The organism is Vreelandella gomseomensis, assembly GCF_031451645.1.
In the GTDB taxonomy this organism is placed as follows: domain Bacteria; phylum Pseudomonadota; class Gammaproteobacteria; order Pseudomonadales; family Halomonadaceae; genus Vreelandella; species Vreelandella gomseomensis.
This window is the reverse complement of sequence record NZ_JARWAI010000002.1, coordinates 29,440-53,920: the sequence shown is the minus strand read 5'-3', so window position 1 is coordinate 53,920 and position 24,481 is coordinate 29,440. Positions and strand designations below refer to the sequence as shown.

Here is a 24,481-nt window from a genome sequence, read left to right as displayed (position 1 = left end):
CTTACTGGACAATCGAATTTGCTAACGTCACTCACGGCCACTTTATCGGCAAACGTGACTTACGGTATTAAGATAGATTGTGGCATGGGCGAACCCCGCAAACCAGATGTCGCTGCTGTAGCATGGATAAACACACCACTTACATCACACCGAGAGTTCCCGTGAGCATTAACGCACGTGAGTTTTATCGAAACGGGCCAGCGCACCGACTGGAACACGCCAGTAGCTTTGCGTCGATTCGCCGCCAGTTTGATTTCCGTTCTATCGAGATTGGCCGTTGGGTGACAAACGTCGAGCGTGATCGGGCGGCAACGCTGTTCCACGATGCGCTATGCGACTTGATGATGATACTGGAAGGGACGGAGACACTCATCTCGCTGCGTGGCTCGCTGGCGTTGCAGTACGGTAGCGGCGGTAGGCCTGGGGTCTCGGCCCATTACGACCCCCGCCAGCGCAGCTTTGCGTTGGCCAAAAACGCAGGCCCGGGGAGCATCGCCCACGAGTGGTTCCATGCCTTTGATCACTATATTGCCGGCAAGTGCTTTCGCGCCCTGCCCGTTGGCATGTTCGCCTCCGCTGCCTGGCTGGCGGATGCCTCGGCGATCGCCCACCCGCTGAATCAGCGCCTTTGGCAATGCTTCAAGGCCGTCCTGCTCCAGCCAGAGGGCGACCAGCCGAGCGAGCTGTTCAAGCACTCCGCGGCAATGGATAAACAGCTTGGCCAGCTTTATTACAGCCGCCCTGAAGAGCTCTGCGCCCGGGCGTTTGAAGCCTTTGTGCAAGACGCCAACATCACCAACCACTTTCTGGTCAAGGGCAGCAAAGCCTCGCCAGAGGCGGAACGCGGGCTTTACCCCCAAGGCGAGCAGCGTGAGCGGATCAACCGGCGATTCGGCACGTATTTTTCGTCACTTGGCGAGGCGCTGCGGCGGGAAACCGCGCCCAGCGCCTAAACCAGGCGGGGCGACTAAAGCCCCTGGGCGCCGCGGCGCAGCCAGTTATGCACGAACGCGAGCTTATGGCGGGCATGCTCAGAAAGCACAAACGGATAAAGATCTGAAAGGCCCATGGAGCGATTGATATGATTGACCCCTACAGTGAGTGACGCCGCAATATGAATCAACTGCTGTGCATCAGGTTCTGAATAGGGATCCCACCCCGTGCTGGGTATTTGCGGCGATGACAGCCCCGTGGCGACAAAGCTGTCGGCAATGTCGGTCAGGTGCAGCAGGTGCGCGGCCGTTTCCGCCCAGTCTTCGTGGGGGTGCGCCGAGGCATAGCTGGTCAGATAGTGTTGTTTCCATTCCGGCGGTGGGCCGTTTTCGTAGTGATAGCGAAGCGCAGCCGGGTAATCGATCCGCTCGTCACCGAACATGGCGCGAAAGGCGTCAAGAAAATCCTCGCGCAGGCTCAGTCTCCACCACAACATGTGGGCGATTTCATGGCGCATATGGCCGATCATGGTCCGATAAGGTTCCTCCAGCGCCTCGCGACGCGTAGCAACCAATACGGGATCCACTTCCGCCACGCTAATCGTTACGATCCCCTCGACATGCCCCATGGGTACCGGCGTAGGGCCTTCCGCCAACAGATGGAATACCGGCGGCGCCCCGGGGTCTTCCGGGCGGAACCAATGCCAGCGCCCGAGGTTATCCAGAACCCAACGCTTGGCCGCTTCGGTCTTCGCCCAGTTGGAAATGGCATCGGGGATGGTGGGATCTGGGGCCAGGGCCGTCATGGCGCAAGAGCGGCAAAAGGCACCCTCTTCCGGCGCAATCCAGTTACAGCCGATGCGTTCCCGGTTGGCACAAAAAGGCGGCATCGGCAGAAAGGCCCGCGCCTGGGGGTCGTAGGCAACCGGGGTACCGTCTGCCGTGTTGAGGTTGTCAAACCAGAGACTACCGGTTCCAACCGGGTTGGCGAAAACACGCATTGTGCGAGAACTCCATTTAGAACGTTGTCATCCATCTTGCGCGCCTTAACGGCCTAACCACAAGTGCCGTAAGAAAGATACCCGCCCCTCTACCATTAGGGGCCTTACCCCCATGATTGAATTCAAGCACTTCCAGCACTCGCTGACGGCAGACTAACCTGGCGTATTAATCAATCCGGGTGATGGCGTGGTGATCAGGGTCGGCATACCACGGCAGGCTGAGGCGAGTATTTCGCTCCAGTTCGGCGATTACCTGGGCGCCCAGCAGGACAATAATCGCGCCGATCTCCAGGCTAAGCAGCACAATCACCAGGGTTGCCAGGGAGCCGTAAACGGCGTTGACGAACGAAAGATGGGTGAAATAGTAGACCAACAGCAGCCGCGCGCCTTCCCATAGCAGCGCCGCCACAAACCCGCCCACCACGGCGCGCCGTAGTGCGATCTTCACGACTGGAAGCACCTTGTAGATGGCGCTGAACAACAGGAACACCCCGCCAAAACTGATCAGGTTAAGCACCGGTTCAGAAAACCGCGCCAGCGGCAGCTCCCGCTCAAAGATGGCCAGCACCAACGCATTGAGCGAACTGGCCAGAGTAACCACCAGGGTCAATGCCAAAAGCCCCGCGCCCAGCACCAGCATGAAGGCGTAAGGCAGCATCACGGACACCCAGGCGCTGCGCCTGACATGCGGCGTTTCAGGTGCATGGAAGATGATCGCCAAGGCATCCTCGAGCATCCGAAAGGCGAACGAACTGAACAGCAACATGATGGGGAAAACGAAGATGCCGATCACATCGCGGGAATCCAGCAGGCTGCGGACGGCTTCCAACAGCACTTCGGCGTGCGCCGGAGTCAGGTGGCGAACTTGTACGGCTAACACGTTAAGCAGATGCTGCTCGTCCACGACTTGCGTCAGCATCACGACCAGCAACGCAAAAAGCGGCACGATGGACAGCAAAATATTGTAGCCCACCCCGCCAGCCAGCAGAATGCCACGGTTCTTGAGAAAATTGCACAGCACGCGCCATGCGAAGTGGGCCAGTCTGGGCAGCAACAGGACGACGGCACTAAGGAATTCGCGATATCGAACCATGGTTGGCCACTCTCCTTGTTCGCTGGCGCCATGATACGCCTATCGCGCTGCCAATTAACAAGGTTGAATGATAATAAATAGTGGCCTGACTGGCGGATAACGCCAGGTAGCCATAACAAAGATACCTGCATTAAAAAAGCCTGCCGAGTTATCTCGGCAGGCTTTTGGCATTCTTGGCGGAGGAGGAGTCCGCATACATACTCTCCAGGGAAGTCCATGGAATTACATTAATTAGCTGTTTTTATAGATAATAATACCATTCTTCGTCCAATCCTCTCCAATTAGATCCAACTTACCCCAGAACAAAAGTGTGGGTCAAAGTGTGGGTTAGATTATGGTAGAATCAGCAGCAATCAGGAGGCTCTACCAGAGAGAGGCATTGTCATGGGTAAGCTCACTAGCAAGACAGTTCAGAAGCTTGCGAAAGAGGGAAAGAAAGGATCGACGGGTGATGGGCAGGGCCTGTACCTGCAAATTACCGTTGGCGGGTCGGTTAGCTGGATATACCGCTTTAAGCTGAAAGGCAAACAGCGCTATATGGGTCTAGGGACATATCCTGGTGTCAGCCTCTCCGAAGCCCGCGAGCTCGCAGCGGATAACCGCAAAATGGTCAAGCAAGGGATTGACCCTCTGGAAGCGCGCTTGGAAGAAGAAAAAGAAGCTCAGAAGGAAGCTGTTACATTCACAAGCTGTGCAGCTCGATTTATCAAGGCCCACCGCCGTAGTTGGCGAAATGGCAAGCATGCCCGTCAGTGGGTCAGCACTCTCAAAACCTATGTGCGTCCAAAAATGGGCAAAAAGCCCATAGAAGATATTTCGACCCAGGACGTGCTTGAAGTCCTAAAACCCATCTGGGCAAATAAAAACGAAACGGCCAAACGCGTGCAGGGACGAGTTGAGAATATCTTGGACTATGCAGCAGCACACGGCTATCGCGATCCGGTTAATCCCGCCCGCTGGCGCGGGCATCTGGATAAGTTATTAGCCAAACCGTCGCGTATCCAGAAGGTTAATCACCATCCTGCCATGCCCTATGACGACGTTGCTGATTTCATGAAGTCGGCTCAGCAATACAGCAGCATGTCTTCTAAAGCGCTGCAGTTTTTGATTTTGACCGCAACGCGCACCTCCGAGGTACTGAATGCCGAATGGAACGAGGTTGACCTCGCTAATGCCACATGGACGATACCCGCTGATCGCATGAAAACCAACCGCGAACATCGAGTGCCGCTTTCAGAGCAAGCTTTAGCTCTTCTCTCTAATCTTCCCCGAGCAAAAGGCAGCTCGTATGTATTTCCTGGCATGAAGCTCGCCCGCCCACTTTCTAATATGGCGCTACTGCAATTCATGCGCGGAATGGGGTACGGACCAAGTGGCGAAAAAGGTAATTATGTACCCCACGGGTTTCGCTCTAGCTTCCGCGACTGGACTGGAGAGGTTACAAGCTACCCACGCGATGTTGCTGAGATGGCTTTAGCCCATACCATCGAAAATAAGGTGGAAGCAGCCTACCGTCGGGGCGACCTTTTCGAGAAACGACGTGCAATGATGCAGGACTGGGCTGACTATCTTGGCTGATTTTAAGATTCGATTTTTTATCTGTAGAGAATAAGTTAAGCAAAGCAGAAATGATCGCGAGTTCAGATTAACCTTTATCTAGCAGCTCCTCTCGCTGAATACCGTGCATAGACTCTACAATTGGACACCAGTGCTACCAGCTGTAAAAGGGACGAATGAGAAACCTGTCCCTTTTGCCAAAGGTTTCAGACCAGCCCACCTCGATGGGATAACTTCCATGCTTATCAAGCACAGACGCTTCAATATCTAAAACGTGACCAATAAAGTACTATTAGCACCCTGAACATCCACCATCATTGCTGTGCTCCATACTGCTTCAGAGCTCTATCAATAACTCCAGGAGCAGTCAATCACAAGCATAAACCTGATATTTATGGACGCTCTTCTACAATCCAACTAACCACCTCGTCATTACCAAACTTAGTTTTCCACTCTTGGATAACCTTGTGATTTCCACCTCGTGTTTCTACAACTTTCCCTGTATGGGGATTTTTGTAGACTTTTAAGGGACGCTTTATTCGGGTACCGGGACGGGCTTTCTTTGTTGTTGCTTCTCGATACGAAGGGTCTAAAATCTCACATACATCGCGTGCAAATTTACCATGCTCATTCATCAATGCATGGAGCCTATCTTTGAATTCAAGTTCTTTCTTTAGCTCGCTATTGCTTTCCAGCTCTTGAAGTTCATCTTGTAGCTGCTTTAGAAGCTGCTCTTTCTTGATGTAATCATTTAATACTGACGCCATCACATTAACTCCTCATTTTAGACTCACCATGATTATCAGCATATAAGCATGGCATATCAACCCTTTCAGCCACAATACAAGTAAAATTACAAAAGTGGCAGGCGCTTCGAAGCTAGCTATTACATTGGCTCTCTGGAGCTTTCAAAGTTGATGGCAAGCCTGAAAATAGCAACAAAGCACGAAAACCCTTGAGTAGAATGGCTTTGATCAACACCGTGCCTTCTATCAAAGCTATCGTTCGAAAACTAAATTTAAGTGCTTAGAGGGACAAAAGATTCAACACAGCTACACGCTCTGCAACAAACCGCTGGTCACAACCACTCAAAAATTGCTGTGATAACGCCCCTGATGTAAAAGGCCTTATGAAGCTTGAGGAGAAAATGGATATCCTCGCTCGGATATCGCTCGACGTCTGACGCAAGGAAAGATATTGGCGGCTATCTGTTGAACTACTATAACCGTCAGCTTCCCCATACATTCAACCATGGGCGGCATGCCGCCCATGGTTGAAGAAGAAAAAACTTAAAATACGGTCCGGAAATAGTTGACCACTACAATATTTTATTACAAATAAGGCGGTGCATCTTCTTAATTTCTGTCCAAGCAAGTCTATTTACGTATAAATTACAAATGGCTGTTGACGTGATGTAGGGTTTCAAAAATATACTGATTGCGAGCTGGTGCAAACGCACCAGCATAGCCAGGAGAATCTCGCATGTATGACGCCATTACTATCCCGTGCAACGACCAGTGTGACTCTCAATGTGAGCTCGAAAATACGTTCTATCTTGATGTTGTCGGTCTCACACAAGATCAGTTCGAGTTGATTGAGTCCACTGAAGGGTGTACAACATTGTATTTGTCACACGAGCAAATGAAATTAAACCATATAAGCGCAAATGACCCTTCATACTGTCCCATAGAAAAGGGTGCAAGGATTGACATATCCCTCAACACTGTTTGCCTTTTCTGCGCACAATAACCAAACTGAATTGTGTTACTTCTGCGCTAAATTAATCTTTACATTAATTTTAAAACCCTGCCAACTAACTGTAAGTTAGTCGTTGGCAGGGTAAGTATTATGCTGATAAAAAGCGCAGTGTGCACCGTCTTGGTTAAAGATTTGCCAGGAACTATCCCAACCATAAAGTAGTAAAAGTCATGGTTGAATGAATACTTCTGCTTTCGGCTCTCCAACCACCACCTTCATAAGGCTATCCAAGTAGTCCGAGTCCGACATGAACAACACATGCTTGTTGCGCAACTCCTCAGTGGTCATGCCCCAATGGCTGATGATCCACTCTCGCGTCGTACTGGATGGGGCAAGAATGACACTTTCCAGTTCGACCTGATTATTTTTCAACCGACGCTCAACATCCTTAATACGCTCCCCGAACTCGATCTTCTCGTCCTTGGGTCCGGTATGACGCAGCCCATGGGGATCAACGAAGACGATACGCTGACGGTCCTCTTGTACATGCCAGAGGATAAAGTCGGGGTAGAAACCACCTGCTTCGAAGAAGCCGACTCCCTGCTTGACCAGATTACGCAGAAGATAAAGTTGCTCACCACGCTCTGCTATCGCCTGCTGATTACGCTCAAGCCATACTTTCAGATCCTCAACAAAGCGAAATTCGCTATCGTTAAGGGCGACAGGCTCGACTCGGATACGGCTGTCCTTGCCCAGGTGCAGAAGCGGGTTATAAAGGTGTGCTCCAATTTGCACAGCGCTAACGCCATTGGACTTGGATGAGCGATAAGCGGCATGGCGATTATCCTCGATAGCCTCTTTCATCTGTTTGATGTCATCAATCAGCGCCGATTCGCTACCATCAATGACCAACTGATACTCGTTTGTGTCTGGTAGATTACCTCGAGCATCCTCAAGCGCCACCAGCTCCATGCGCGGCTCCAGATAGGCCCGGCGGTGATAGTTGAATACATGGTCCATCAGCAGGGACAAGAGCTCCAGTGCCATGCTCTGGTAGCGCTTAAAGTTGTCGGCATGCAGCTTCCACTGGTCATCAGGTACCAACAACGTGTACCACACCTGGCTTTTCAGCAACGCCGGGAATCGGCTAGCATCAATCAACAAGTTCGCGTAGCCACGGGTTCGACGATATCGCTCTAAGTCGCGCTCCAGCGCGGCCATATCAACGAAAAGCAAGTGGTCGTCGTCAAAGTAGCGCTCATGTTGCTTGGCCTGGCCAGGCTTGGCCATTACGTCCTTCACTCCCGAAGCTTGGAGGCTTTCGACCCGCGGATAGCGATCAAGCTCGACCTTGCGCTCTTTGAGGACAATGTCTGGCGTCAGTCCCAGCTCGCTATAGAACTCATTGCTTGAAACGGTTACTGGCTGGCCGAAACGCACCAGAGGGCCATTACGATGAAAGCTGTAGGCCTGCTTCGTGTCCTGGCGAACCTTGGGGCGAAGCATCTTCAGTGACTTGCCCACGTCTTCCATTACGTTCAGCTTGAGCGTATGGATTTCTGGCTTATCGTTGCCCGGAAGCTCCTCGTCTTTTAGGAAGTCCCTGAAAGTCGCCATGAAGTCAGCACCGACGCCGAACACATTGAGAGTTTCCAGTAAGTAAAGGTGCTTAGGGGCCAGCACCGGATCGAGTCTGCTGGAGCGCATAAGGCTCATATCACGGCCTTTCAAACGCACGCCGCGGCCGAATAACTGGATGATTTGAGAGCCCTCCTTCTTGCCGGTGTTCATCAGCCCCATGCTAGAGACTCGCCAGCAGTTCCAGCCTTCGATAAATTTTTTTTACCCAATAAGTAGGTTGACCGGTGAGCTCTCTCGGGTGACCTCGGAGAAGATGGGGTTGGCCAACTCCGATTTACGCACCTGCAGGTGGTCAATCTCACTGCCTTCAATATGCTCGGCCAGACCCAGCGCATCACCCACATTGATCAGACCGAAGGGTTTTTCCGCTTCCCCGACTTTCAGCAGCAGCTCACCGGAGCCGCCGGTGATACGGTCGACGTTCAGCGTTCCGCCCCCCGGGGCGTGGAAAGTATGGGTCAGGATGTCACGATAGAGCTCCTCGACGGACGGCCCCTGCTCTTTATCTCAAAGCCGATAGTGCTGATATCACTGTAGATATCGATGGTCGCGTTCTAGCACCTATTTGATGCCAGCACATGGCTGGTTCTGCTATACTTAACAGTAAATTTACCATATAAATTTATTGAGATAGTTATGACAGCTACGAAAAATCCTCTTCCATATCTAGACTCTTTAGGGCCAAGCGATTCAGGTGAAACCCTAAGCTTCCCAGATTATTTTCACGCTTTATCAGAAATGTCAGTATACGAACATTTTAAGCAATCCATCGATTATCTATACGAAAATTACAATATTTCATTAGATTTTAATAACAAAATAAGTCCAGACTCATCTCCAATTTTCAGGGATATATTTTATCAAGAGTTTGAAAACAGCCACCACAAAATCGAAAGTGGTGTATCAGCAATGAATTGCGAAGAAGATATCGAGTCTAAGTTAAGCTTTGTTTTTCAAAATGATTTTTTACAGCATATTTTCCCTCGAGCAGTCACTTGGATGGCATGTATAAAGCTATTGATTGAACATGGCTCAACTGAAAAAGCATGGTCTTCAATGCTCCACTACAAAGAAGTAGAGCACAATATCCGACAATTAATGGACCTAGAAGAAGAAAATCATCGCGCTAAACTGGCAAGCATAAACGGAAGAAAGAACTACGATTACCTTATCCCACTGAAACGACATTTTGTTTCTCTCCTTTCATTGTCAAAACCTATAGGAGGCTGGAAATTCATGACTGAAGCTTGTTCAAAGCTCGCACCTGAAGTCTATTCTTACTATGAAAAAAGTAGTGTCAAAGAAAAAAGAAGACACGATTTACAACAAATTGAGACGAAGCTGTATAACTGGTTAAATTACGACCCAGAGTGCAAATCTGTCTTCGAGGAAAATTGCAAAAAAAACAGCTCTAGGTCGACTAAGTAACTATACAAGTTGGCTCATTACCCATTGATCGATGTCATGCTCAATCCAGCCTATTGCGGAAGCGCCTAGCTTGATTGGCTTAGGAAATGAGGGGTCATACCGCGGAGAATCTGGATTTATTTTTTCGTAAATCCAAGAGCGACTCATGCCAAGCTTTTTGCTTAGCTGACGGATTCTCAGAATCGTGACGGTTTGCTTGGTAGTTGTCATGTTGTAGCTCCTTGTTGATTGATAGCTACATCTTAGTGAGCAACCAACCTAGGCTGCAATGAGCAGAGAGGGGGTTTAGAATATCTCGCTTTTTTTCATTGTTTTTCCTTTAAAAACAGCACAGTATAAAAATACTGGAGGTTTAGAACCTTATTCTCAGTCTATGTGCATCACCTTCGACCACTGCTAGAACCTGGTGCTTGGTGCTTTGTAGTGCTGGGTTGTTTACATTCGGTGATACACGTCTACTCAGGCCTATTCTTCCTAAGCAGGTCAGATAGGTCTCGTTTCTAGTCGTCAATTGGTTATCCACAAACGTGGCTTGTAATAGTTGTCCTTGACGTATGCTCACCTATTTATAACTAGGTTATAAAAATGAATCATGAGTAAGAGCCCTTCGTGGTCTGCCTCTCCGGGTAGTCAATCTGGAAGCTTTCTCTACCGACCGAAACCATATTCTTTCACCTGGAGCTTCATTGGCCATGATGTGATCTGTTTTAACCATGTATTCAATCACAAGGCTCATAAGGTAAGAGTATTTTTCTTGATCATAGTAATTCAGCGTGCCTATTCCCAAATATCTATAATCATTTTTATGTCGGTTACAGTTATAGTATCTCCCCTCATTGTCTAGCACCACATTATCAACCCAATGTTCTCCCAGCACCTTAGCCAAGGTTATGTCCTCTCGATGTTTCGAGCCATCACAAAAGACCAACAAATGGAAATGGAACCCGCTTAATATCCCATACTCCAACTTAGCTATGCATCCGATATAACCAGAAACTAAAGCCCGGCTCACCAAGTCTTTATGAAAAACATTCCAGTGCTCTTTCACTTCTTTCAAAGCACCTAGAAAATCATCAAGATCAACATACTTTCCCTTTCGATAGCTCAAGTCTAGCCTCAGCACTTCGATCCTGGCGTATTTTTCCCTCAGGGAATTGATTAGTTTCTGAGCGCTGTTACTGCGCCCCCTCTTGGCTTTTTCTTGCTTGTGCATGTATTTACGCATCGAATGTCCACGAAACTTCTCCCGGATCATTTCGACCGCTGCATTCAATCTGTCTGCGTGATCTTCATCACCACATTCATCAAGCGCATTCAGGTCCAGTTCTTCAATAGCCGTATGAAAAGCATTGACATAGGGGTGACTATTAACAAATGAAATCCTCTTGTAACTCACATATTCACCACTGGTGAGTAAAGATAAAAACTTCTTTCCGGTCAGGCTTTCAGATCTTACTCTACACACTCCATTACTTTCTTGAATGTTTGAAAAGTACTCATGCTTGGTTTCAATCAATCGCTCTACTACAGCCTGTACTTGCTTAAAATATGCAATTATTTTCCAGTCTTCTTCACATTCATCATTCTTCAGAATTTCATCAATTTCCATTACACACTCTGGCCAGTTACTATCTTCGTGATCCATCATATCTACCTCATTAGATAGGGCATTCACCTTTGTAGGTGTCTGCCATCATCATAGTCGACTTATCCCATGATACTTATGGTTTTTACGTTAATTGCTACCAGCCAACCCCTAATAACATATACACCAGAATGGCTTTAATGCTCATGTCTTCCATACCCTCTTTATCAAGCCAATCTACTTGTCAATAATAAAGAAACCATTCTGAAAGTTAGTGTCATAAAGTTATATATCTAAACAGGGATACTTTTTTAAGTATAATATTTAATACACAAACTACAATTATTAACAAAGTATCTGACAATTTATTTATTGACAGTCACTTTCCTATCCACCCGCTAGATTCTTTAAAGTCAGGATGATCGCTAAGAACCTATCTAGCTTCAGGCCCGATATGTAGATGAGCGCGTTGATAGCAATATTCATAAAAAGTCCATTTTTCAGAACTTCAATTGAGGTCCTGATAATCAAATGGAGCTATTAGTAGCTCCATAGCGTGTACTACAAGCATATATATACGCTGGCAAGTAATTTAAAACCGGGAGGTAGATAAACTCTATACGTTTACAGACCTGGGATTTTCATCACTAGCCTGATACTCAACCAATCATAGACAAGCAAGTGAATAATTTTCATTACTGGCTATAGTCCAGTAGTGTCCATATAAATCCAAATAGCACTCTTATTATCCAGCACCCACCAGTTTCAAGCATTAAAATAAATCAATAGACACCATTCAAACAGCTGCTAAAGTTATTAGCATTATTTGCAACACAAGGTTTTCTCATGAGTGCTTTCTAACCGTCACTGACGTTCAAATACGAATTTTCGCCTACACCACAAATTCCGGGAGCCTGTTGCTTACCTTAATAGAAAGTGAAACACCTACTACACATCCATTGAGTATTCTTACTGATAGCAGAATATCATCGAGAATGATTATCAAACACGACCAAACTATAGAGCAAGCTAAGGACTTAGCCTTATGTCGCATTACACATACAACCCTTCTTATCCCCACTCTATGAAAGAAGAATTTCTTCCCTGCTCGCAACAACCACCTCTAGCTTCTGTTCCTATGGATGGCAGAGGGAATTTCTCAAACCAATCCGGACGCCCAGTCAAACTTTGTAAAGCAAACCTCATCCGGCAAATAATTCGCTATTCATATTGGCTCGGAGAGGATGCCAGCGGTGTGCACTTCCTGGTGCCGTACCATTCAGGGCCAGTGTTGATGGTGGAAGCCGACATGATTGCTCCGGTCATCAAGCAAATTGTAGCGGATTACGGAAATCGAGATGTTTCTGACCAGAGTATACGAGATGCACTGGATATCATTCGAAGAGACCAAGCCCATCATGTAGGTGTTGGTAATGGTCGAACCTGGCTGGGAGAAAACAACGAGCGCTACATCATATTGGATGGTGTTGTAATGATGTTTCCTGTAGGTAAGGAGTACATGATTCAGCCAAATCAGTATTATAATTACTGGCAGCCCACCAATTGTCGCCCCTTTCAAAAATTGAACCATGGAGCCGCTTCACAAGACATAAAAGCTATCGATAAATTCGTCCAGCTTCCTAAGGATCGAGAACTGCTAATTTACTCGTATATTCTGCTGTGTCTGATGCCAGAGCGCCAGCAGTTGGCTTTAGAGATTACAGGAGAGCCGAAAAGCGGCATGGCCAGGCTTCAACGAATCATCAAGCACCTTGTTGACCCAGTGACCAAGGAAACGGCAATACGTGAAATCCCCACAACGGTGAAGGAAGTGAATCGACTCGCCTGGCGGCATCACGTACTTAGCCTGGAGAGCGTTGCCTCCCCGCTGAGCCCAGTCGTACAGAGACGTCTGTTTGAATTGCTCTCCCATACTCAACTGGAATGGAAAGCCATTGGCTGCCATGAGATTACAACAAGTCTATCTGTGTCACGCCCTTGTATTATCAGCAGTCTGGAACCCGTCATTCATCAGGATGAATTATCGGAGCTCACCTTGAGCCTGGAGATGCCATCCCCCTCTAGAGATCAGCCAAGAATTGAGTACCCAAAGACGACTCGTTCTGTGAGCATCACGGATAGTAATCAGGCGGTTATATTCGATGCCGTGCTGACCCTACTTGGTGAGGTGCACACTAAAATCGATCATGTGAGTATCGATAGAAGTGTACCGGTTTGTTGGGGAGACTTCTGTCGGATTGGCATGGTTGTATCCAGCGTTTTGCATGGAAGCCCTGACGCTTTCTGGTCGCAATATGTTGCGTATCGTAGCGAACGACTTGCTGAGATTACTGAAGAAGAACCAATTGCTCAGGCAATTCTCGAATACCTTAAAATCAACGACATTACGGAAATTGCTGAAAAACCGGTGGGGGTGTGGTTGGCTACCTTGGATCCATATCGCCCGACTTGGGCTTTGGATCACCAATGGCCGCGAGAGCCGCGAGGTCTTGGTGCAGCATTCAAGCGAGCCGCTCAACTGCTCGATGCACAGGGAATAACCTGCTATAGCACTGGAAAGCGTGGCTCCAAACGTCATTGGGTTATTGGTCCAAGATCAGTGCCTTGTGGTATTGCATTGAGCAATAGACTTGCTTCATCCATCGTCAATAAAGAAGTTAATGAATTCGCTGGCTTGATGTGAAGCTCGATATTTTTAGCAGGCTAAACAAATTACGAAATACAGTACATCCGCCACTTTTCAATATTCAATTTGATAGCACCAGCGCACGGCTTCCTCGGGTGTTTGCTGGTGAAGGCAGACCGTTAAGCTGACATGCCACCAAGTTGAGCATTTCAGTGCTTGCAGTTCGCCCTGGCAGATGATTCTCGAGTCAGTTTCATTCAAGGAAGTCTTCCGAACACCCACGACAAGACGACGTTCGCCGTGACAAATCATACAGAGTACCCACTTCTTCATATGCTTTTTTGAAAAACGTAGTTTTCAACGTCGTGACGTCGTGCTCGGAGGGTAGTTATTTCGCATACCGTTGATCGTTCCAACAACCACTGCAACCTTATAGATACGATGGGCTGTAACCGACATGAAGCCAGCCCAACCATCTGCACTTTTCTGCAGGTACCTGAGTGAATCGCCAATACTTGAGCAATCGACTCAGTCTCGACCGGTATTCCTCAAGAGGAAAATCTACTTTCAATGGAACACGAAAACCAATCAGGAATTTCATATGCTCAAACAATATGGTCTGCGAGTGACTTTTTTCTGAGATGTTTTAGCTTCATATTGACCATTGAAGCCAGATAATCCGGCATTCTTGACTACTTAACTGCCAAAAGCTCACCCCACTGCGTTGTGTAACGCGGCGTGCGGCGCTCGCTTCGCAGCGCCCAGGCATTACCTTTACGGGGCAGGCCCATCTGTATGGTGCCCCGACCAAACTCCCGATTGAGCTTATCAACCGTGGTCATCAGGCGTTCGCTGCGCTCGGCGTCTGCTTCGGTCTGCGGGGTCTCTGCAAGGGTGAGCTGGCGGTTGGCCTTGGGGGAAAGGTCGAGCAACATCAGGCCGGCTTTTTGGTAGGCGTAGCCCTTACGCCACAGACGCCGCAAGCCCTGTACTGCGGCAGCAGTGATTTCTCGGTTGTCGTCGGTGGGTCGTTCCAGTGAGATGACGACGCGGTTGGTGTATTGCGGCAAGTCGTTGCGGAAGGGATTTGTGCGGATGAAGACCATGACGGCACTGGTCACGCTGCCTTGCTTGCGAAGCTTCTCACCGGCCCTGGCGGCGTGCTGCCGGAGCGCTTCACGAAGATCATGTGGGTTATTGGTCAGTCGACCGAACGAGCGCGATACCATGATTTGTTGTTTGGGCTCACTCATGTCGTCCAGTTGTATCACCGGCTGGCCCCTCAGCTCCCACACGATGCGTTCCTGCACCACGCTGAAATGCCGCCGTATGTGCTTCGGATCGGCTTCGCGTAGATCCCACGCCGTTTCAATCCCCATGACCCGCAGGCGCTCGCCGGTGCGGCGGGCCACACCCCAAAGCTCCATGACGGGCAACTGTTTCAACAAAGCCTGAGTGGCTTTGCTATCAGCCATCAACTTGCACACGCCCTGCTCCCGGTAGGCAGGGTGTTTCTTGGCGGCATGGTTGGCCACCTTGGCCAGAACGCGGGATGGCGCAAAACCCACCGAGACCGGAATGCCGGTCCATTGTTTAACGGTCTCTCGCAACCTTTGCCCGTACTGCTCCAGCGCGTCGGGATCAAAGCCTTGGAATCCCACGAAGCTCTCGTCAATCGAGTACACCTCGACATGGGGAGAAAACTCGCCAAGCACTTCCGTGACGCGCCGGGACATGTCGCCGTACAAGGCGTAATTACTCGATAGCAGCACGGCTTGACGGCGGATCTGGGGCGACAGCAGGTGCATCGCTGCCCCCATCTCGACGCCGAGGGCTTTCAGTTCGTTGGAGCGGGCCACCACGCATCCATCGTTATTGGAGAGCACGCCTACCGGACGACCTTCCAGTGTCGGATTAAAGACCCGCTCGCAGGACACATAGAAATTGTTGCAGTCGACCAGGGCCATCATTGCAGCGGTGCCCCTGGCAGGCTGTGCAGCACATGGGTGACGACACCCCAGACGTGGGACTCACGACCGTCAATCGGAATCGGTGGATAAGCGGGATTGCTTGCCTTGAGGTAGGTGCGCTGGCCAACCCGTTCCAGCCGTTTCACGGTCAGTTCGCCGTCCACGCAGATCACCACAATCCGGCCTGGCACCGCATCAAGGCTTCGGTCCACCACCAGCAAGTCACCGTGATGGATGCCGTCACCCGTCATGGAATCCCCTTCGGAACGCACAAAGTAGGTCGCGGCCGGACGCTTCACCACATACTGGTGAAGGTCCAGGTCGGTATCCAGATGATCATCGGCGGGAGACGGAAAGCCGGCACGCACCGCACTTGAATAGAGCGGTAACGGGCATGACGGGGCCGCAGCGTCTGCTCGGCCCAGCAGGGAAACGGGCAATGACATGGTAAGGCGCCTCTCGATTACTGTATATATAGTCAGTATCAAGAAAGACGCCGGTTGACGCAACACCAACAAGGTCAACGCCACTTATTTTGAGATCTATATCACTCCCATGAACCCACCACAGGGATCGCTTCCCTGAACCATAGGAGTGCCGCTAATGCCACCACCCTGCTTTAAATGCGCTGAAACGCGCATGATCAACCTTGATACCGCTCAACGGGTCGGCACCACGGGGAGCTGCCTGATTGGCGGGGCGATCGGTGCCTGGCGATCAGGCGCCGTCACGGGGACTTTGTCGATAGCCACCTCGCGCTTTCCGCTCGCCAAGCTGCCCGTCGCGATGATGGGCGCCATTGCCGGAGGACAGTCGGGGGCGCGGGTAGCCGCCCTGTTCTTCTCGCAATGGCTGCCGCCCGGTGAAGGCACCCCGTGGCTCTGCCTGTCGTGCGGGCATATCTTTCGTCACCCCTTTCCGCCCCTGGCATCCGCACGCTGATACACCGCTTTACAGCGATACACCTTACTCACCATCCACCCATGCGCTGACAGCTGTGTCAGCGCTTTTTTTATGTCTGGAGAATGACCCATGGCACATCTCGTTGAACAAATGGCTTACGTAGGCGCTACCCCCTGGCATGGCCTGGGGCAGCAACTGACACGTCATCAACCGCTGGAGGTCTGGCAACAACAGGCCGGTATGAACTGGCACATTGAAGAGGCCCCGGTGCGCTTTATTGCCGAAGGCGCAAGTCACCTGGGCAGCATCCATTCCTTCCCCGAGCAAAAGGTGCTCTACCGTTCGGACAACAAGGCACCGCTCTCCGTGGTATCGCAGCGCTACAAGGTGGTGCAGCCGGAAGAGATTCTGGAGTTTTACCGTGACCTGACTGAGTACGCGGGGTATGAGCTGGAAACCGCCGGGGTGCTCAAGGGTGGTCGCAAGTTCTGGGCCCTGGCGCGCAGTGGCTTGAGCACATCGCTGCAAGGCCAGGATGAAGTGAACGACTACCTGCTGCTGGCCACCTCGTGTGATGGCACCTTGGCCACCATGGCGACCCCCACCACGGTACGAGTGGTGTGCAACAACACATTGCAGATCGCCGTGGACGGGACATCGCAGGCGGTGAAGGTGCCCCATCGGTCGGAGTTCGACCCACGGGCCGTCAAGCGACAGCTGGGGATTTCCGTATCCCAGTGGAACGACTTCATGTACCGCATGAAGGCCCTGTCGGAACGCAAGATCGACCGCCGTGAAGCCCAGCAGTACCTGCAGTCGGTGATTTGCGGGGCCGAAAAGCCTCTGGATGATCCTTCCAAACTGCCGAACTACCGGGCACTGAATAAAGTGCAGAAGCTTTATACCGGCGAGGGTCGGGGCTCGCACCTGGTCACCGCCAAGGACACCGCCTGGGGCCTGCTCAATGCGGTCACCGAGTATGTCGATCACGAGAAACGGGCGCGTAGCAACGATACCCGCATGGACTCGGCGTGGTTCGGCCAGGGGGCGCAGCTCAAGCAGGAAGCGCTCGATGCCGCGCTTGCATTGGTGTCGTAATCAGTCAAGCCACCAAGCTTCATCGATTTCCCGGATATCCCACCATCACGCTATTCCCTATCCAGTGACACTAACCACCTCCACGGCATACACGCCCGGCCCCATCAAGGCCGGGCGTTTTGCTGTGGGGCTTACCTTACGAGGAACTGCCATGACATTCGTTTCCCACACCGTCGAAACCGGGCTGACCCACCTGACTGAAGCCCTGCTGGCCAACCAAAAACATCACGCCGCGACCGTCGTCTGCGCCCAGGGGAAGTTCTACCGGGCGGAAATCCGCCTGGAGCCCCTGGATGCCGAGACATTGGCCGATCACCTGGAGGACTAACCCTACCCGCCTTACCGCTTCCAACCAGCCCACCAACGCTGAGGCGTTGGGTTATTCCTTTATCGATTTGAGAAAACCGGAGGTGCCCCATGGCACAACGCACCCATGTCATCAATTCCAATCACCCCGACACATCGTCATCAGCCATTCAGCCAGACGCTGCCTCGACCAACACACCGGCCTCCTTGGAGGCCCATCCCACCGCCGACAGCACTGCGATCATTCAGGTGATCGAGCGTGCTGCGCTGAACCCGGATGTCGACATCGACAAGATGGAGCGTTTGCTGCAGATGCAGGAGCGGGTGATGGATCGCCAGGCCATGATGGCCTACAACGCGGCCATGGCAGCGATGCAGACAGAACTGCCCAGCATCGAGGAGCGCGGGCAAACCAACAACGGCTTCTACGCCACCCTGGAGGATATCGTCGATACCGTACGCCCGATCATGCAGAAGCATGGCTTTGCGGTGAGCTTTCGTATTCAGACGCAGGAGCGTGGTATCCAGATCACCGGTGTTCTGATGCACAAGGACGGTCACCGTGAAGAAACCAGCATGCTGCTGCCCGCCGATATCAGCGGTAACAAGAATGCGGTACAGGCGTTTGGTTCCTCGACAAGCTACGGCAAGCGTTACGTGCTGTGCGCGCTGCTCAATATCACCACCCGCGGCCAGGACGATAACGGCAATGCCAGTACCAAAGCGGGCATCAAGACAGTGACGGCGTTTCAGGCGGGACAGATCCAGCGGCTGATCAGCCAGTGCCCAGCGACGACCCAGGAATGGTTCAGCGGCAAGTACGGGGCTGCAGTGCAGGTGCCCTATAGCGACTTCGACAAGCTGCGAGCGTCCCTCACCAAACGGGCCAATAAGTAACCGGCATTTCCCCCTATCTAACCCAAGGAGGCGACCATGCAGATTCTCAACATGGCGCAAGGCTCTCCCGAGTGGCTGGCGGCGCGCCTGGGGCGCGTCACCATGTCGGAGCTCAAGACCTTGCTGGTCAACGGCAAGGGCCCTGGTGGATTCGGTGCCGGGGCCATTACCTACATGCATCAATTGATGGGCGAACGGATGACCGGTGAATTGGCCGAGCCATTTCAAGGCAATGCCCATACCCGGCGTGGTCATGAACTGGAAGGGGTGGCCCGTTCACTCTACGTCAATGCATCCGGCGAGCCGAGCCCGCAGGAAGTGGGCATCATCCTCAATCATGACGTGGGCTATTCGCCCGACAGCCTGGTGGGCGCTAACGGGCTGCTGGAAATCAAAACCAAACTGCCCAAGTTCCAGATCGAGGTGCTGCTAAAGGGAGAAATACCGGAGGAACATATACCACAATGCCAGGGCGGCTTATGGGTCAGCGAGCGGGAATGGATCGACTTTGTCAGCTATTGGCCGGGCATGCCGCTGTTTATCAAGCGCGCCTACCGCGACGACATCATGATCCGCACCATTGCTGAGCGGGTTGAGGCGTTCCACGAAGAAATGGAGCGACGCATCAGCCAAGTGATGGTGGCGTGAGCCCATCTTATTACCAACGCACCACAGACCAAGTAACGACATAGACGCCGGGGCCACCACCCCGGCGTTTTCTTTTTTGGAGACAACCATGTCGAACAGCAAACTCAAGGCTGGTGAAGTGGCAGGCACTTACCATGTTGTAGAACCGTTGACCGAAGCCGATATCATCAACCTCGCCAAAGGCTTTGCACGACGAAAGCTTGCCAGAGGCTGCAAGATAACCCAGCCGTCACAAGCGTTCGAGCACTTGCGGCTACTACTCCAGGACTACGAGCACGAGGTGTTTAGCGTGCTGTTTCTCGACACACAGCACCGCGTCATACGCTTCGAGGAGATGTTCCGAGGAACCATCGATACATCCAGCGTCTACCCCCGCGAAGTGCTCAAAGCCGCCCTCACCTACAATGCCGCGGCGGTCATTCTCGTTCATAACCATCCAAGCGGTGATCCCGAACCCAGCGATTCGGACAAACGTATCACTCAGCGTCTCAAGGAAGCCCTGGGGATGATGGACATTCGGGTAATTGATCATGTGGTAGTGGGCAGTGAGGGATACACGTCGTTTGCAGAGACGGGGTATTTGTAGCGGAAATGGAGAGCAACTTGGATCCGCCCAGGCGGGCGGATCCAAGTTGGGATGTTTTCTTTCTTTTTTATGTCAGCTATCGGGCGAGGCTGTGTGAAAACAAAAAACCAGTTGGGGATTACAGTATACAACCGCAATTGCGCCATTAACGGTCAGCTAGATAGGTTCACAACGTCCTCAATAATTAAACCAACATCTACGTTGATCGATATAAAAGTCTAAGAAGCCTCTACTAAAGAGCCTTACCAGATTCTACAAGCGCAGTAGCGCCAAGGTCAGCAACTCTATGGTTGCATTGCTTGGATCACCCCCCAGTACCGAGAATATTCATGAGGCGTTTCATGTTGTAAGCAAGCACCTGAAGGCTCATTTCCGTGCTGACGTTCTTAAGGCTCTTGGACATGAAGTGAATTCCCATGCACGCTTTCAACTTGCCAAAGGGGTGCTCGACATTCTGACGACGGAGGCGCATCATGTTCGGCGTCCGGTCCAGTAGAGATTTTACCACCTCCAGTTTATCGGGTATACGGATTTAATGGTTGATGGGGCACCTTCACCCCATCAATCTGATACCACCCTCAGATGGTTGATAGATCGACTCCGTAGTTGAGTTCCTCTGCGAAGTCCGGCAGTCCGTAACCGATGGTTTTCTTGTAGAAAGGAGAGACCTTCGCAGTCGGTGCCTTCTTCTTGTGCTTCGTGGTGTAGAGCATTCGTGCCCGCATCACCTCGAAGGAGTAACCGCGCCCTTCACGGTTCTTGTCCTTGGCCAGTCGGTTGATGGACTCCGTGTAAGCGTTGGTGACGGGCATGTCCGTCTCGAAGTAGGTCATGGTCTCTTCGCGCCAGTTTCCCACTGCCCTGACCAGATCGCTCCAGACTTCCTTTTGGCCCTTCGGGATGGTGGCTATCCACTCGTCCAGGGCGGCTTCTGCCTGGAGCCGTGTGGTGGCGTCCCAGATGCCGTAGAAGCACTCCTTGTGCTCGTAGGCGGCCAGCAGTTGCGGGAACGCGCCTGTCCAGGTCTCCATGATGAGGCGCTCCCGGTCTGAGACTTCGTGAGCGCGTTTCAGCAGGATTTTCCGGTCTCCCTTGAGAGTCCGGCTCTGGGACGGTTTCAGCTCCTTTCTGAGGCCCTTGCGCACTCTCTCTAGGGCATCGTTGGCCATGCGCACCACATGGAACTTATCGACCACGATACGGGCCTGGGGCAGCACAGCCTTGACCGCTGCCCGGTAGGGGTTCCACATGTCCATGCTGACGATCTCGACCTTCTGCCGGTCTTTCAGCTTCATCAGGTAGTTGGTCACCACGTCCTGGCGGCGGGTGGCCAGCAGGTCGAGCAGGGTTCGCTCCTCAATGTTGGTCAGAATGCAGCGGTAGCGCTTGTTCAGGTATAGCTCGTCAATGCCCAGGATGCGGGGCGTCTCGAAGCGGTGCCAGCGCCCCAGGAACTCGGCGCGGGCGTTGAAGATGTCGCGCACCGTCTTCTCGTCCAGGCCGGTCTGTGCCGCCACAAAGGTGTAGGGGTGGTTGAAGGATTCCTTCTCCACGTACTCATGCAGCCGCAGTGTCATTCGGAATCCGTCCACCATCTCCGGTAGCTGGGGCCTGAATGTTGTCTTGCAGGCCCGGCAGGTGTATCGGCGGCGGACCACCCAGAGAGTGACCCGCTTGCCGTGGATGGGCAGATCACGATAGGGAACGTCACGCTTGCCGAACCGTACGAACTCACCCTGCACGCCGCATTCCTCGCAGGCGATGGGATCGGGCACGTCCACCTGGAAGTGCATTTCGTCGTCGGTTGATTTGCAGCCCAGTACTTGGTATTGCGGCAGGTGAAGGATGTTGTCGGGAAGTTCGGTCATGGTGTTGTATAGGCGTAGGTGTCAGTCAGATCCATCCGGCTCGGCATTGGTGTTTGCTTTTTTACCCAACAAGCTGCTGGAAACGAAAAGTAAGGCACCGAGGACAATTGCAATATCAGCCAGGTTGAAGGCCGGCCAATGCCAGTCTCGCCAATAGAAATCAAAGGAATCCACAACATAGCCGCGAAAGACCCGGTCAATCAGGTTGCCCATGGCGCCACCGAGGATAAGACTGTAAGCGATGGCTTCTCCTTTATGACGATTTTCAAGGATCAGCTTGATCAAAAAAATCGAGACCACTACCGCGATTCCGATAAAAAAGTAGCGCTGCCAGCCTCCACCATTCGCAAAAAGACTGAATGCGGCACCGGTGTTCCATAGGTGCACCCAGTTAAAGAACGGGGTCACCGAAACATACTCGCCATAGGCCATTGATTGCTGCACCAGCCACTTTACAGCCTGATCAGACGCTGCCAGCAGGCCCGATATGGACAATAGGGCATACGGCGAGAGCTTTTTGCCAATAATGAGCATTATTTAACCCTTCAACGCCAAAATGCGTCTGGCACCGTTAAGTACAATGCCCCCCGCGATGGTGCCGATAATCAGATCCGGATAATTGGAACCGGTCCATGCGACCAGGGCGCCGGCGGTGATGACCCCCAGGTTGATCACCACGTCGTTGGCCGAGAATATCCAGCTTGCCTTCATGTGCGCCCCGCCTTCCCGATGTTTGGATATGAGCAGCAGACAACTGGTATTGGCAATCAATGCGACGAATGCGATAGCCATCATCACCAGCGATTCAGGCTCACTACCGAATACAAAGCGTCTCACCACCTCTACGAGCACGCCCACAGCCAAGATCAGTTGCAGTACACCAGCAAGATGCGCGGCACGTACCTGCATTTTCACGCTATGTCCAACCGCATAAAGGGCAAGCCCGTACACCGCCGCATCGGCAAAATTGTCCAGGGATTCTCCAATCAGGCCGGTGGACTGGGCGATCAGACCGGCAGTCATTTCCACCACGAACAGAAGTGCATTGATGCCGAGCAACCAGCGCAGGGTCCCGGATTCTTGCTTAGCAGAAGCTGCCGAAAACTCGGCGGCCTTGATGGTCTCCGGATTTGCAGCGACGGTTTCCTGAAGCGAGGCGCCTAGCCCCAAGGTCTTCAGTTTCGAGGTGACGGGCTCGACCTCGCCGTCATGCACGACCTTCAGCCGGCGGTTCGACAAGTCGAAGGACAGCGCCCGAATCTCCTCAAAGCCGTTCAGGGCTAGGCGAATCATTCGTTCTTCTGATGGACAGTCCATCTTCGGCACGGCATAAACACTGACCCATCTCCCTGGCGCCTCGGAGGAGGCCTGTATATCGGTATCCGCTGCGGACGTTGCATCACCGCCACAGGCGCCACCACAGGATTTGCTCATGATACGACTCCACTTGAACAATGTTGTGGTACCATTTAAAACTATAAAGCTACTATAAGGTCAATAGAGTAAAGAATCCGTTGGGGAGGAGGCTGATGCGCATTGGTCAGTTGGCGCAGTTGGTAGGGGTCGAAACACAGACGATCCGCTTCTATGAACAGCAGGGCTTGTTGCCGCCGCCTGATCGGCAGGACAACGGTTACCGTGTCTATACCGAGAAGCATGGTGAGGGGCTGGCCTTCATCCGTCGCTGCAGAATCCTGGGCCTGTCACTGGCTGAGATTCACGAACTACAGAGCTATCAGGACGACCCTCATCAGCCTTGTACCGCCGTCAACGCCTTGCTCGATGATCACATCTCTCATGTGCGGTCGCAGATAACCGCTCTGCAAGCGCTTGAGAAACAACTCGTTTCACTGAGAGCGAGTTGCAACGATGACCGGGAAGTTGAGGCGTGTGGGGTTCTTGCTGGAATAAGCGAAGGAAACATGCACCAGCAGTAGGTGAAGCATCAACCAGATAATCCGATGAGATGCCGGTCTGTCTCACTCTCATGCAAAGGTAAGATCAACCATTTAATCCGCTTACCCAGTTTATCCTAGTGTTCCCAGCTTTTGATACGCCTATAGGTGCCCGTGGTGCATTGCGTCTTCATTGAGCAACACTGATAGGCCGAGCACCAATAGCAATGTAGCTTGTTAGGCGAGGTTCTTGGCTTGGGGAAATAAGACGTTAAACCGGCATCGTGGCAAGCAAGAATTTTCCGTCTCTTAAAGTAACCGCGATCAGCTACGCCATGGAGGTCGCTAAAGCAACTAGCATCACGTGACTACTTGGACACCCGGTAAAGTTCCCCCGATCACTGCCTACATTAGTTACTTATGTGATACCCGTTTGTGACATAGCATATGACATATCCACAGAGCTCATGGAATCTAGATTTATTGTCAACGTGTTTTGTCACATCAAACCTCTACATTTTGTAGGTATTCCCGCCCTTTAAAATGTCAAAGGGGACTAAATAACATCCGAGACGGCTGCCCGTTTCCAGCCTCATCCAGCCATGGTCAGTACCTGGAGCGTGAAGTACTGGAGAACGCTCCTGACCTCTTCGAAGCCAAACAGAAGTCCACCAAACAGTCCGACGAGCCTAATACCGATGAGCTCTATCACGGATTGGTCAACTGAT

Annotated in this window: 23 protein-coding genes and 1 pseudogene; 12 read left to right on the top strand and 12 right to left on the bottom strand. The window is 51.7% G+C overall.

Translation table 11 applies throughout. The features are described from left to right. Positions 1 to 161: 161 nt before the first annotated feature. Positions 162 to 953: a CLCA_X family protein gene (locus QC815_RS02390; protein WP_230446485.1), complete on the top strand. Its 792-nt coding sequence runs from the start codon at positions 162 to 164 to the stop codon at positions 951 to 953. Between the two features lie 14 nt (positions 954 to 967). On the opposite strand, the gene QC815_RS02385 is transcribed toward QC815_RS02390, so the two are convergent. After that, the gene (locus QC815_RS02385) at positions 968 to 1,933 is read right to left on the bottom strand and encodes a zinc-binding metallopeptidase family protein (protein WP_230446484.1); all 966 of its coding nucleotides are present in this window, start codon (positions 1,931 to 1,933) and stop codon (positions 968 to 970) included. A gap of 166 nt (positions 1,934 to 2,099) precedes the next feature. Beyond that, positions 2,100 to 3,026 carry a YihY/virulence factor BrkB family protein gene (locus tag QC815_RS02380; RefSeq protein WP_230446483.1) on the bottom strand — a complete coding sequence of 309 codons (927 nt, stop codon included), beginning with the start codon at positions 3,024 to 3,026 and terminating at the stop codon, positions 2,100 to 2,102. A 384-nt stretch (positions 3,027 to 3,410) separates the two neighbouring features. Between QC815_RS02380 and QC815_RS02375 the strand changes: the two genes are divergently transcribed. Next, positions 3,411 to 4,604 carry a tyrosine-type recombinase/integrase gene (locus QC815_RS02375; RefSeq protein WP_309766762.1) on the top strand — a complete coding sequence of 398 codons (1,194 nt, stop codon included), beginning with the start codon at positions 3,411 to 3,413 and terminating at the stop codon, positions 4,602 to 4,604. A 371-nt stretch (positions 4,605 to 4,975) separates the two neighbouring features. Here the strand turns inward: QC815_RS02375 and QC815_RS02370 are convergent, their stop codons facing one another. Continuing rightward, positions 4,976 to 5,350, bottom strand: a complete 375-nt coding sequence (locus tag QC815_RS02370; RefSeq protein ID WP_309766760.1) for a histone-like nucleoid-structuring protein, MvaT/MvaU family — start codon at positions 5,348 to 5,350, stop codon at positions 4,976 to 4,978. 1,159 nt (positions 5,351 to 6,509) lie between these two features. After that, positions 6,510 to 8,081, bottom strand: coding sequence for a hypothetical protein (locus tag QC815_RS02365; protein WP_309766759.1), 1,572 nt, complete (start codon positions 8,079 to 8,081; stop codon positions 6,510 to 6,512). A gap of 129 nt (positions 8,082 to 8,210) precedes the next feature. On the opposite strand from QC815_RS02365, the gene QC815_RS02360 reads away from it, so the two are divergent. Both QC815_RS02360 and QC815_RS02355 read left to right on the top strand, forming a co-directional pair. Then, complete coding sequence (locus QC815_RS02360) at positions 8,211 to 8,459, top strand: hypothetical protein (RefSeq protein WP_309766757.1); 249 nt, start codon at positions 8,211 to 8,213, stop codon at positions 8,457 to 8,459. A gap of 99 nt (positions 8,460 to 8,558) precedes the next feature. Next, positions 8,559 to 9,350 carry a hypothetical protein gene (locus QC815_RS02355; protein ID WP_309766755.1) on the top strand — a complete coding sequence of 264 codons (792 nt, stop codon included), beginning with the start codon at positions 8,559 to 8,561 and terminating at the stop codon, positions 9,348 to 9,350. Here QC815_RS02355 and QC815_RS02350 read toward each other — a convergent pair whose 3' ends face one another. Together QC815_RS02350 and QC815_RS02345 are read right to left on the bottom strand one after the other, a co-directional pair. Further along, positions 9,351 to 9,560: a helix-turn-helix transcriptional regulator gene (locus QC815_RS02350; RefSeq protein ID WP_309766753.1), complete on the bottom strand. Its 210-nt coding sequence runs from the start codon at positions 9,558 to 9,560 to the stop codon at positions 9,351 to 9,353. A gap of 367 nt (positions 9,561 to 9,927) precedes the next feature. Continuing rightward, positions 9,928 to 10,998 (bottom strand): YagK/YfjJ domain-containing protein, encoded by a 1,071-nt coding sequence (locus tag QC815_RS02345; RefSeq protein ID WP_309766751.1) that lies wholly within the window; start codon positions 10,996 to 10,998, stop codon positions 9,928 to 9,930. A gap of 982 nt (positions 10,999 to 11,980) precedes the next feature. On the opposite strand from QC815_RS02345, the gene QC815_RS02340 reads away from it, so the two are divergent. Beyond that, positions 11,981 to 13,639: a hypothetical protein gene (locus tag QC815_RS02340; protein WP_309766749.1), complete on the top strand. Its 1,659-nt coding sequence runs from the start codon at positions 11,981 to 11,983 to the stop codon at positions 13,637 to 13,639. A gap of 635 nt (positions 13,640 to 14,274) precedes the next feature. On the opposite strand, the gene QC815_RS02335 is transcribed toward QC815_RS02340, so the two are convergent. Together QC815_RS02335 and QC815_RS02330 are read right to left on the bottom strand one after the other, a co-directional pair. Next, positions 14,275 to 15,552: a Y-family DNA polymerase gene (locus tag QC815_RS02335; RefSeq protein ID WP_309766747.1), complete on the bottom strand. Its 1,278-nt coding sequence runs from the start codon at positions 15,550 to 15,552 to the stop codon at positions 14,275 to 14,277. Beyond that, entirely contained in the window at positions 15,549 to 15,998 is a 450-nt protein-coding gene (locus QC815_RS02330; RefSeq protein WP_309766746.1) for a LexA family protein, read from the bottom strand. The genes QC815_RS02335 and QC815_RS02330 overlap by 4 nt, the downstream gene beginning before the upstream one ends. A gap of 193 nt (positions 15,999 to 16,191) precedes the next feature. Between QC815_RS02330 and QC815_RS02325 the strand changes: the two genes are divergently transcribed. The 6 genes from QC815_RS02325 to radC all read left to right on the top strand — a co-directional run bounded on the left by QC815_RS02325 (position 16,192) and on the right by radC (position 19,990). Further along, on the top strand, positions 16,192 to 16,494 hold the full coding sequence (locus tag QC815_RS02325) for a hypothetical protein (protein WP_309766744.1): 303 nt from the start codon (positions 16,192 to 16,194) through the stop codon (positions 16,492 to 16,494). Between the two features lie 90 nt (positions 16,495 to 16,584). Further along, on the top strand, positions 16,585 to 17,553 hold the full coding sequence (locus QC815_RS02320; protein WP_309766742.1) for a DUF932 domain-containing protein: 969 nt from the start codon (positions 16,585 to 16,587) through the stop codon (positions 17,551 to 17,553). 151 nt (positions 17,554 to 17,704) lie between these two features. Beyond that, positions 17,705 to 17,881 carry a hypothetical protein gene (locus QC815_RS02315; protein ID WP_309766739.1) on the top strand — a complete coding sequence of 59 codons (177 nt, stop codon included), beginning with the start codon at positions 17,705 to 17,707 and terminating at the stop codon, positions 17,879 to 17,881. Positions 17,882 to 17,970: 89 nt separating this feature from the next. Next, positions 17,971 to 18,756: an ERF family protein gene (locus QC815_RS02310; RefSeq protein WP_309766737.1), complete on the top strand. Its 786-nt coding sequence runs from the start codon at positions 17,971 to 17,973 to the stop codon at positions 18,754 to 18,756. Between the two features lie 36 nt (positions 18,757 to 18,792). Then, entirely contained in the window at positions 18,793 to 19,404 is a 612-nt protein-coding gene (locus QC815_RS02305) for a lambda exonuclease family protein (RefSeq protein ID WP_199283573.1), read from the top strand. An 88-nt stretch (positions 19,405 to 19,492) separates the two neighbouring features. Then, a complete protein-coding gene (gene radC / locus QC815_RS02300; protein WP_309766735.1) occupies positions 19,493 to 19,990 on the top strand; it encodes a RadC family protein in 498 nt (165 codons plus the stop codon). A 304-nt stretch (positions 19,991 to 20,294) separates the two neighbouring features. Here radC and QC815_RS02295 read toward each other — a convergent pair. From QC815_RS02295 to QC815_RS02280, 4 genes and pseudogenes are all read right to left on the bottom strand, one after another. Then, positions 20,295 to 20,504 (bottom strand): annotated as a pseudogene (locus tag QC815_RS02295) (IS5/IS1182 family transposase); the annotation flags it as partial. Positions 20,505 to 20,568: 64 nt separating this feature from the next. Further along, on the bottom strand, positions 20,569 to 21,858 hold the full coding sequence (locus QC815_RS02290; protein ID WP_309766732.1) for an ISL3-like element ISPpu12 family transposase: 1,290 nt from the start codon (positions 21,856 to 21,858) through the stop codon (positions 20,569 to 20,571). 21 nt (positions 21,859 to 21,879) lie between these two features. Beyond that, entirely contained in the window at positions 21,880 to 22,392 is a 513-nt protein-coding gene (gene lspA, locus QC815_RS02285; protein WP_004863699.1) for a signal peptidase II, read from the bottom strand. 3 nt (positions 22,393 to 22,395) lie between these two features. Next, positions 22,396 to 23,292: a cation efflux transmembrane domain-containing protein gene (locus QC815_RS02280; protein WP_004574643.1), complete on the bottom strand. Its 897-nt coding sequence runs from the start codon at positions 23,290 to 23,292 to the stop codon at positions 22,396 to 22,398. Between the two features lie 95 nt (positions 23,293 to 23,387). On the opposite strand from QC815_RS02280, the gene cadR reads away from it, so the two are divergent. Then, positions 23,388 to 23,795 (top strand): Cd(II)/Pb(II)-responsive transcriptional regulator, encoded by a 408-nt coding sequence (cadR, locus tag QC815_RS02275; protein ID WP_004364961.1) that lies wholly within the window; start codon positions 23,388 to 23,390, stop codon positions 23,793 to 23,795. Positions 23,796 to 24,481: the final 686 nt, after the last annotated feature.

Coding starts and splice junctions, on each gene's coding strand:
- QC815_RS02385 (WP_230446484.1), bottom strand. CDS start 1,933: ATGCGTGTTTTCGCCAACCCGGTTGGAACCGGTAGTCTCTGGTTTGAC.
- QC815_RS02380 (WP_230446483.1), bottom strand. CDS start 3,026: ATGGTTCGATATCGCGAATTCCTTAGTGCCGTCGTCCTGTTGCTGCCC.
- QC815_RS02375 (WP_309766762.1), top strand. CDS start 3,411: ATGGGTAAGCTCACTAGCAAGACAGTTCAGAAGCTTGCGAAAGAGGGA.
- QC815_RS02370 (WP_309766760.1), bottom strand. CDS start 5,350: ATGGCGTCAGTATTAAATGATTACATCAAGAAAGAGCAGCTTCTAAAG.
- QC815_RS02365 (WP_309766759.1), bottom strand. CDS start 8,081: ATGGGGCTGATGAACACCGGCAAGAAGGAGGGCTCTCAAATCATCCAG.
- QC815_RS02355 (WP_309766755.1), top strand. CDS start 8,559: ATGACAGCTACGAAAAATCCTCTTCCATATCTAGACTCTTTAGGGCCA.
- QC815_RS02350 (WP_309766753.1), bottom strand. CDS start 9,560: ATGACAACTACCAAGCAAACCGTCACGATTCTGAGAATCCGTCAGCTA.
- QC815_RS02345 (WP_309766751.1), bottom strand. CDS start 10,998: ATGATGGATCACGAAGATAGTAACTGGCCAGAGTGTGTAATGGAAATT.
- QC815_RS02340 (WP_309766749.1), top strand. CDS start 11,981: ATGTCGCATTACACATACAACCCTTCTTATCCCCACTCTATGAAAGAA.
- QC815_RS02335 (WP_309766747.1), bottom strand. CDS start 15,552: ATGATGGCCCTGGTCGACTGCAACAATTTCTATGTGTCCTGCGAGCGG.
- QC815_RS02330 (WP_309766746.1), bottom strand. CDS start 15,998: ATGTCATTGCCCGTTTCCCTGCTGGGCCGAGCAGACGCTGCGGCCCCG.
- QC815_RS02325 (WP_309766744.1), top strand. CDS start 16,192: ATGATCAACCTTGATACCGCTCAACGGGTCGGCACCACGGGGAGCTGC.
- QC815_RS02320 (WP_309766742.1), top strand. CDS start 16,585: ATGGCACATCTCGTTGAACAAATGGCTTACGTAGGCGCTACCCCCTGG.
- QC815_RS02315 (WP_309766739.1), top strand. CDS start 17,705: ATGACATTCGTTTCCCACACCGTCGAAACCGGGCTGACCCACCTGACT.
- QC815_RS02310 (WP_309766737.1), top strand. CDS start 17,971: ATGGCACAACGCACCCATGTCATCAATTCCAATCACCCCGACACATCG.
- QC815_RS02305 (WP_199283573.1), top strand. CDS start 18,793: ATGCAGATTCTCAACATGGCGCAAGGCTCTCCCGAGTGGCTGGCGGCG.
- radC (WP_309766735.1), top strand. CDS start 19,493: ATGTCGAACAGCAAACTCAAGGCTGGTGAAGTGGCAGGCACTTACCAT.
- QC815_RS02290 (WP_309766732.1), bottom strand. CDS start 21,858: ATGACCGAACTTCCCGACAACATCCTTCACCTGCCGCAATACCAAGTA.
- lspA (WP_004863699.1), bottom strand. CDS start 22,392: ATGCTCATTATTGGCAAAAAGCTCTCGCCGTATGCCCTATTGTCCATA.
- QC815_RS02280 (WP_004574643.1), bottom strand. CDS start 23,292: ATGAGCAAATCCTGTGGTGGCGCCTGTGGCGGTGATGCAACGTCCGCA.
- cadR (WP_004364961.1), top strand. CDS start 23,388: ATGCGCATTGGTCAGTTGGCGCAGTTGGTAGGGGTCGAAACACAGACG.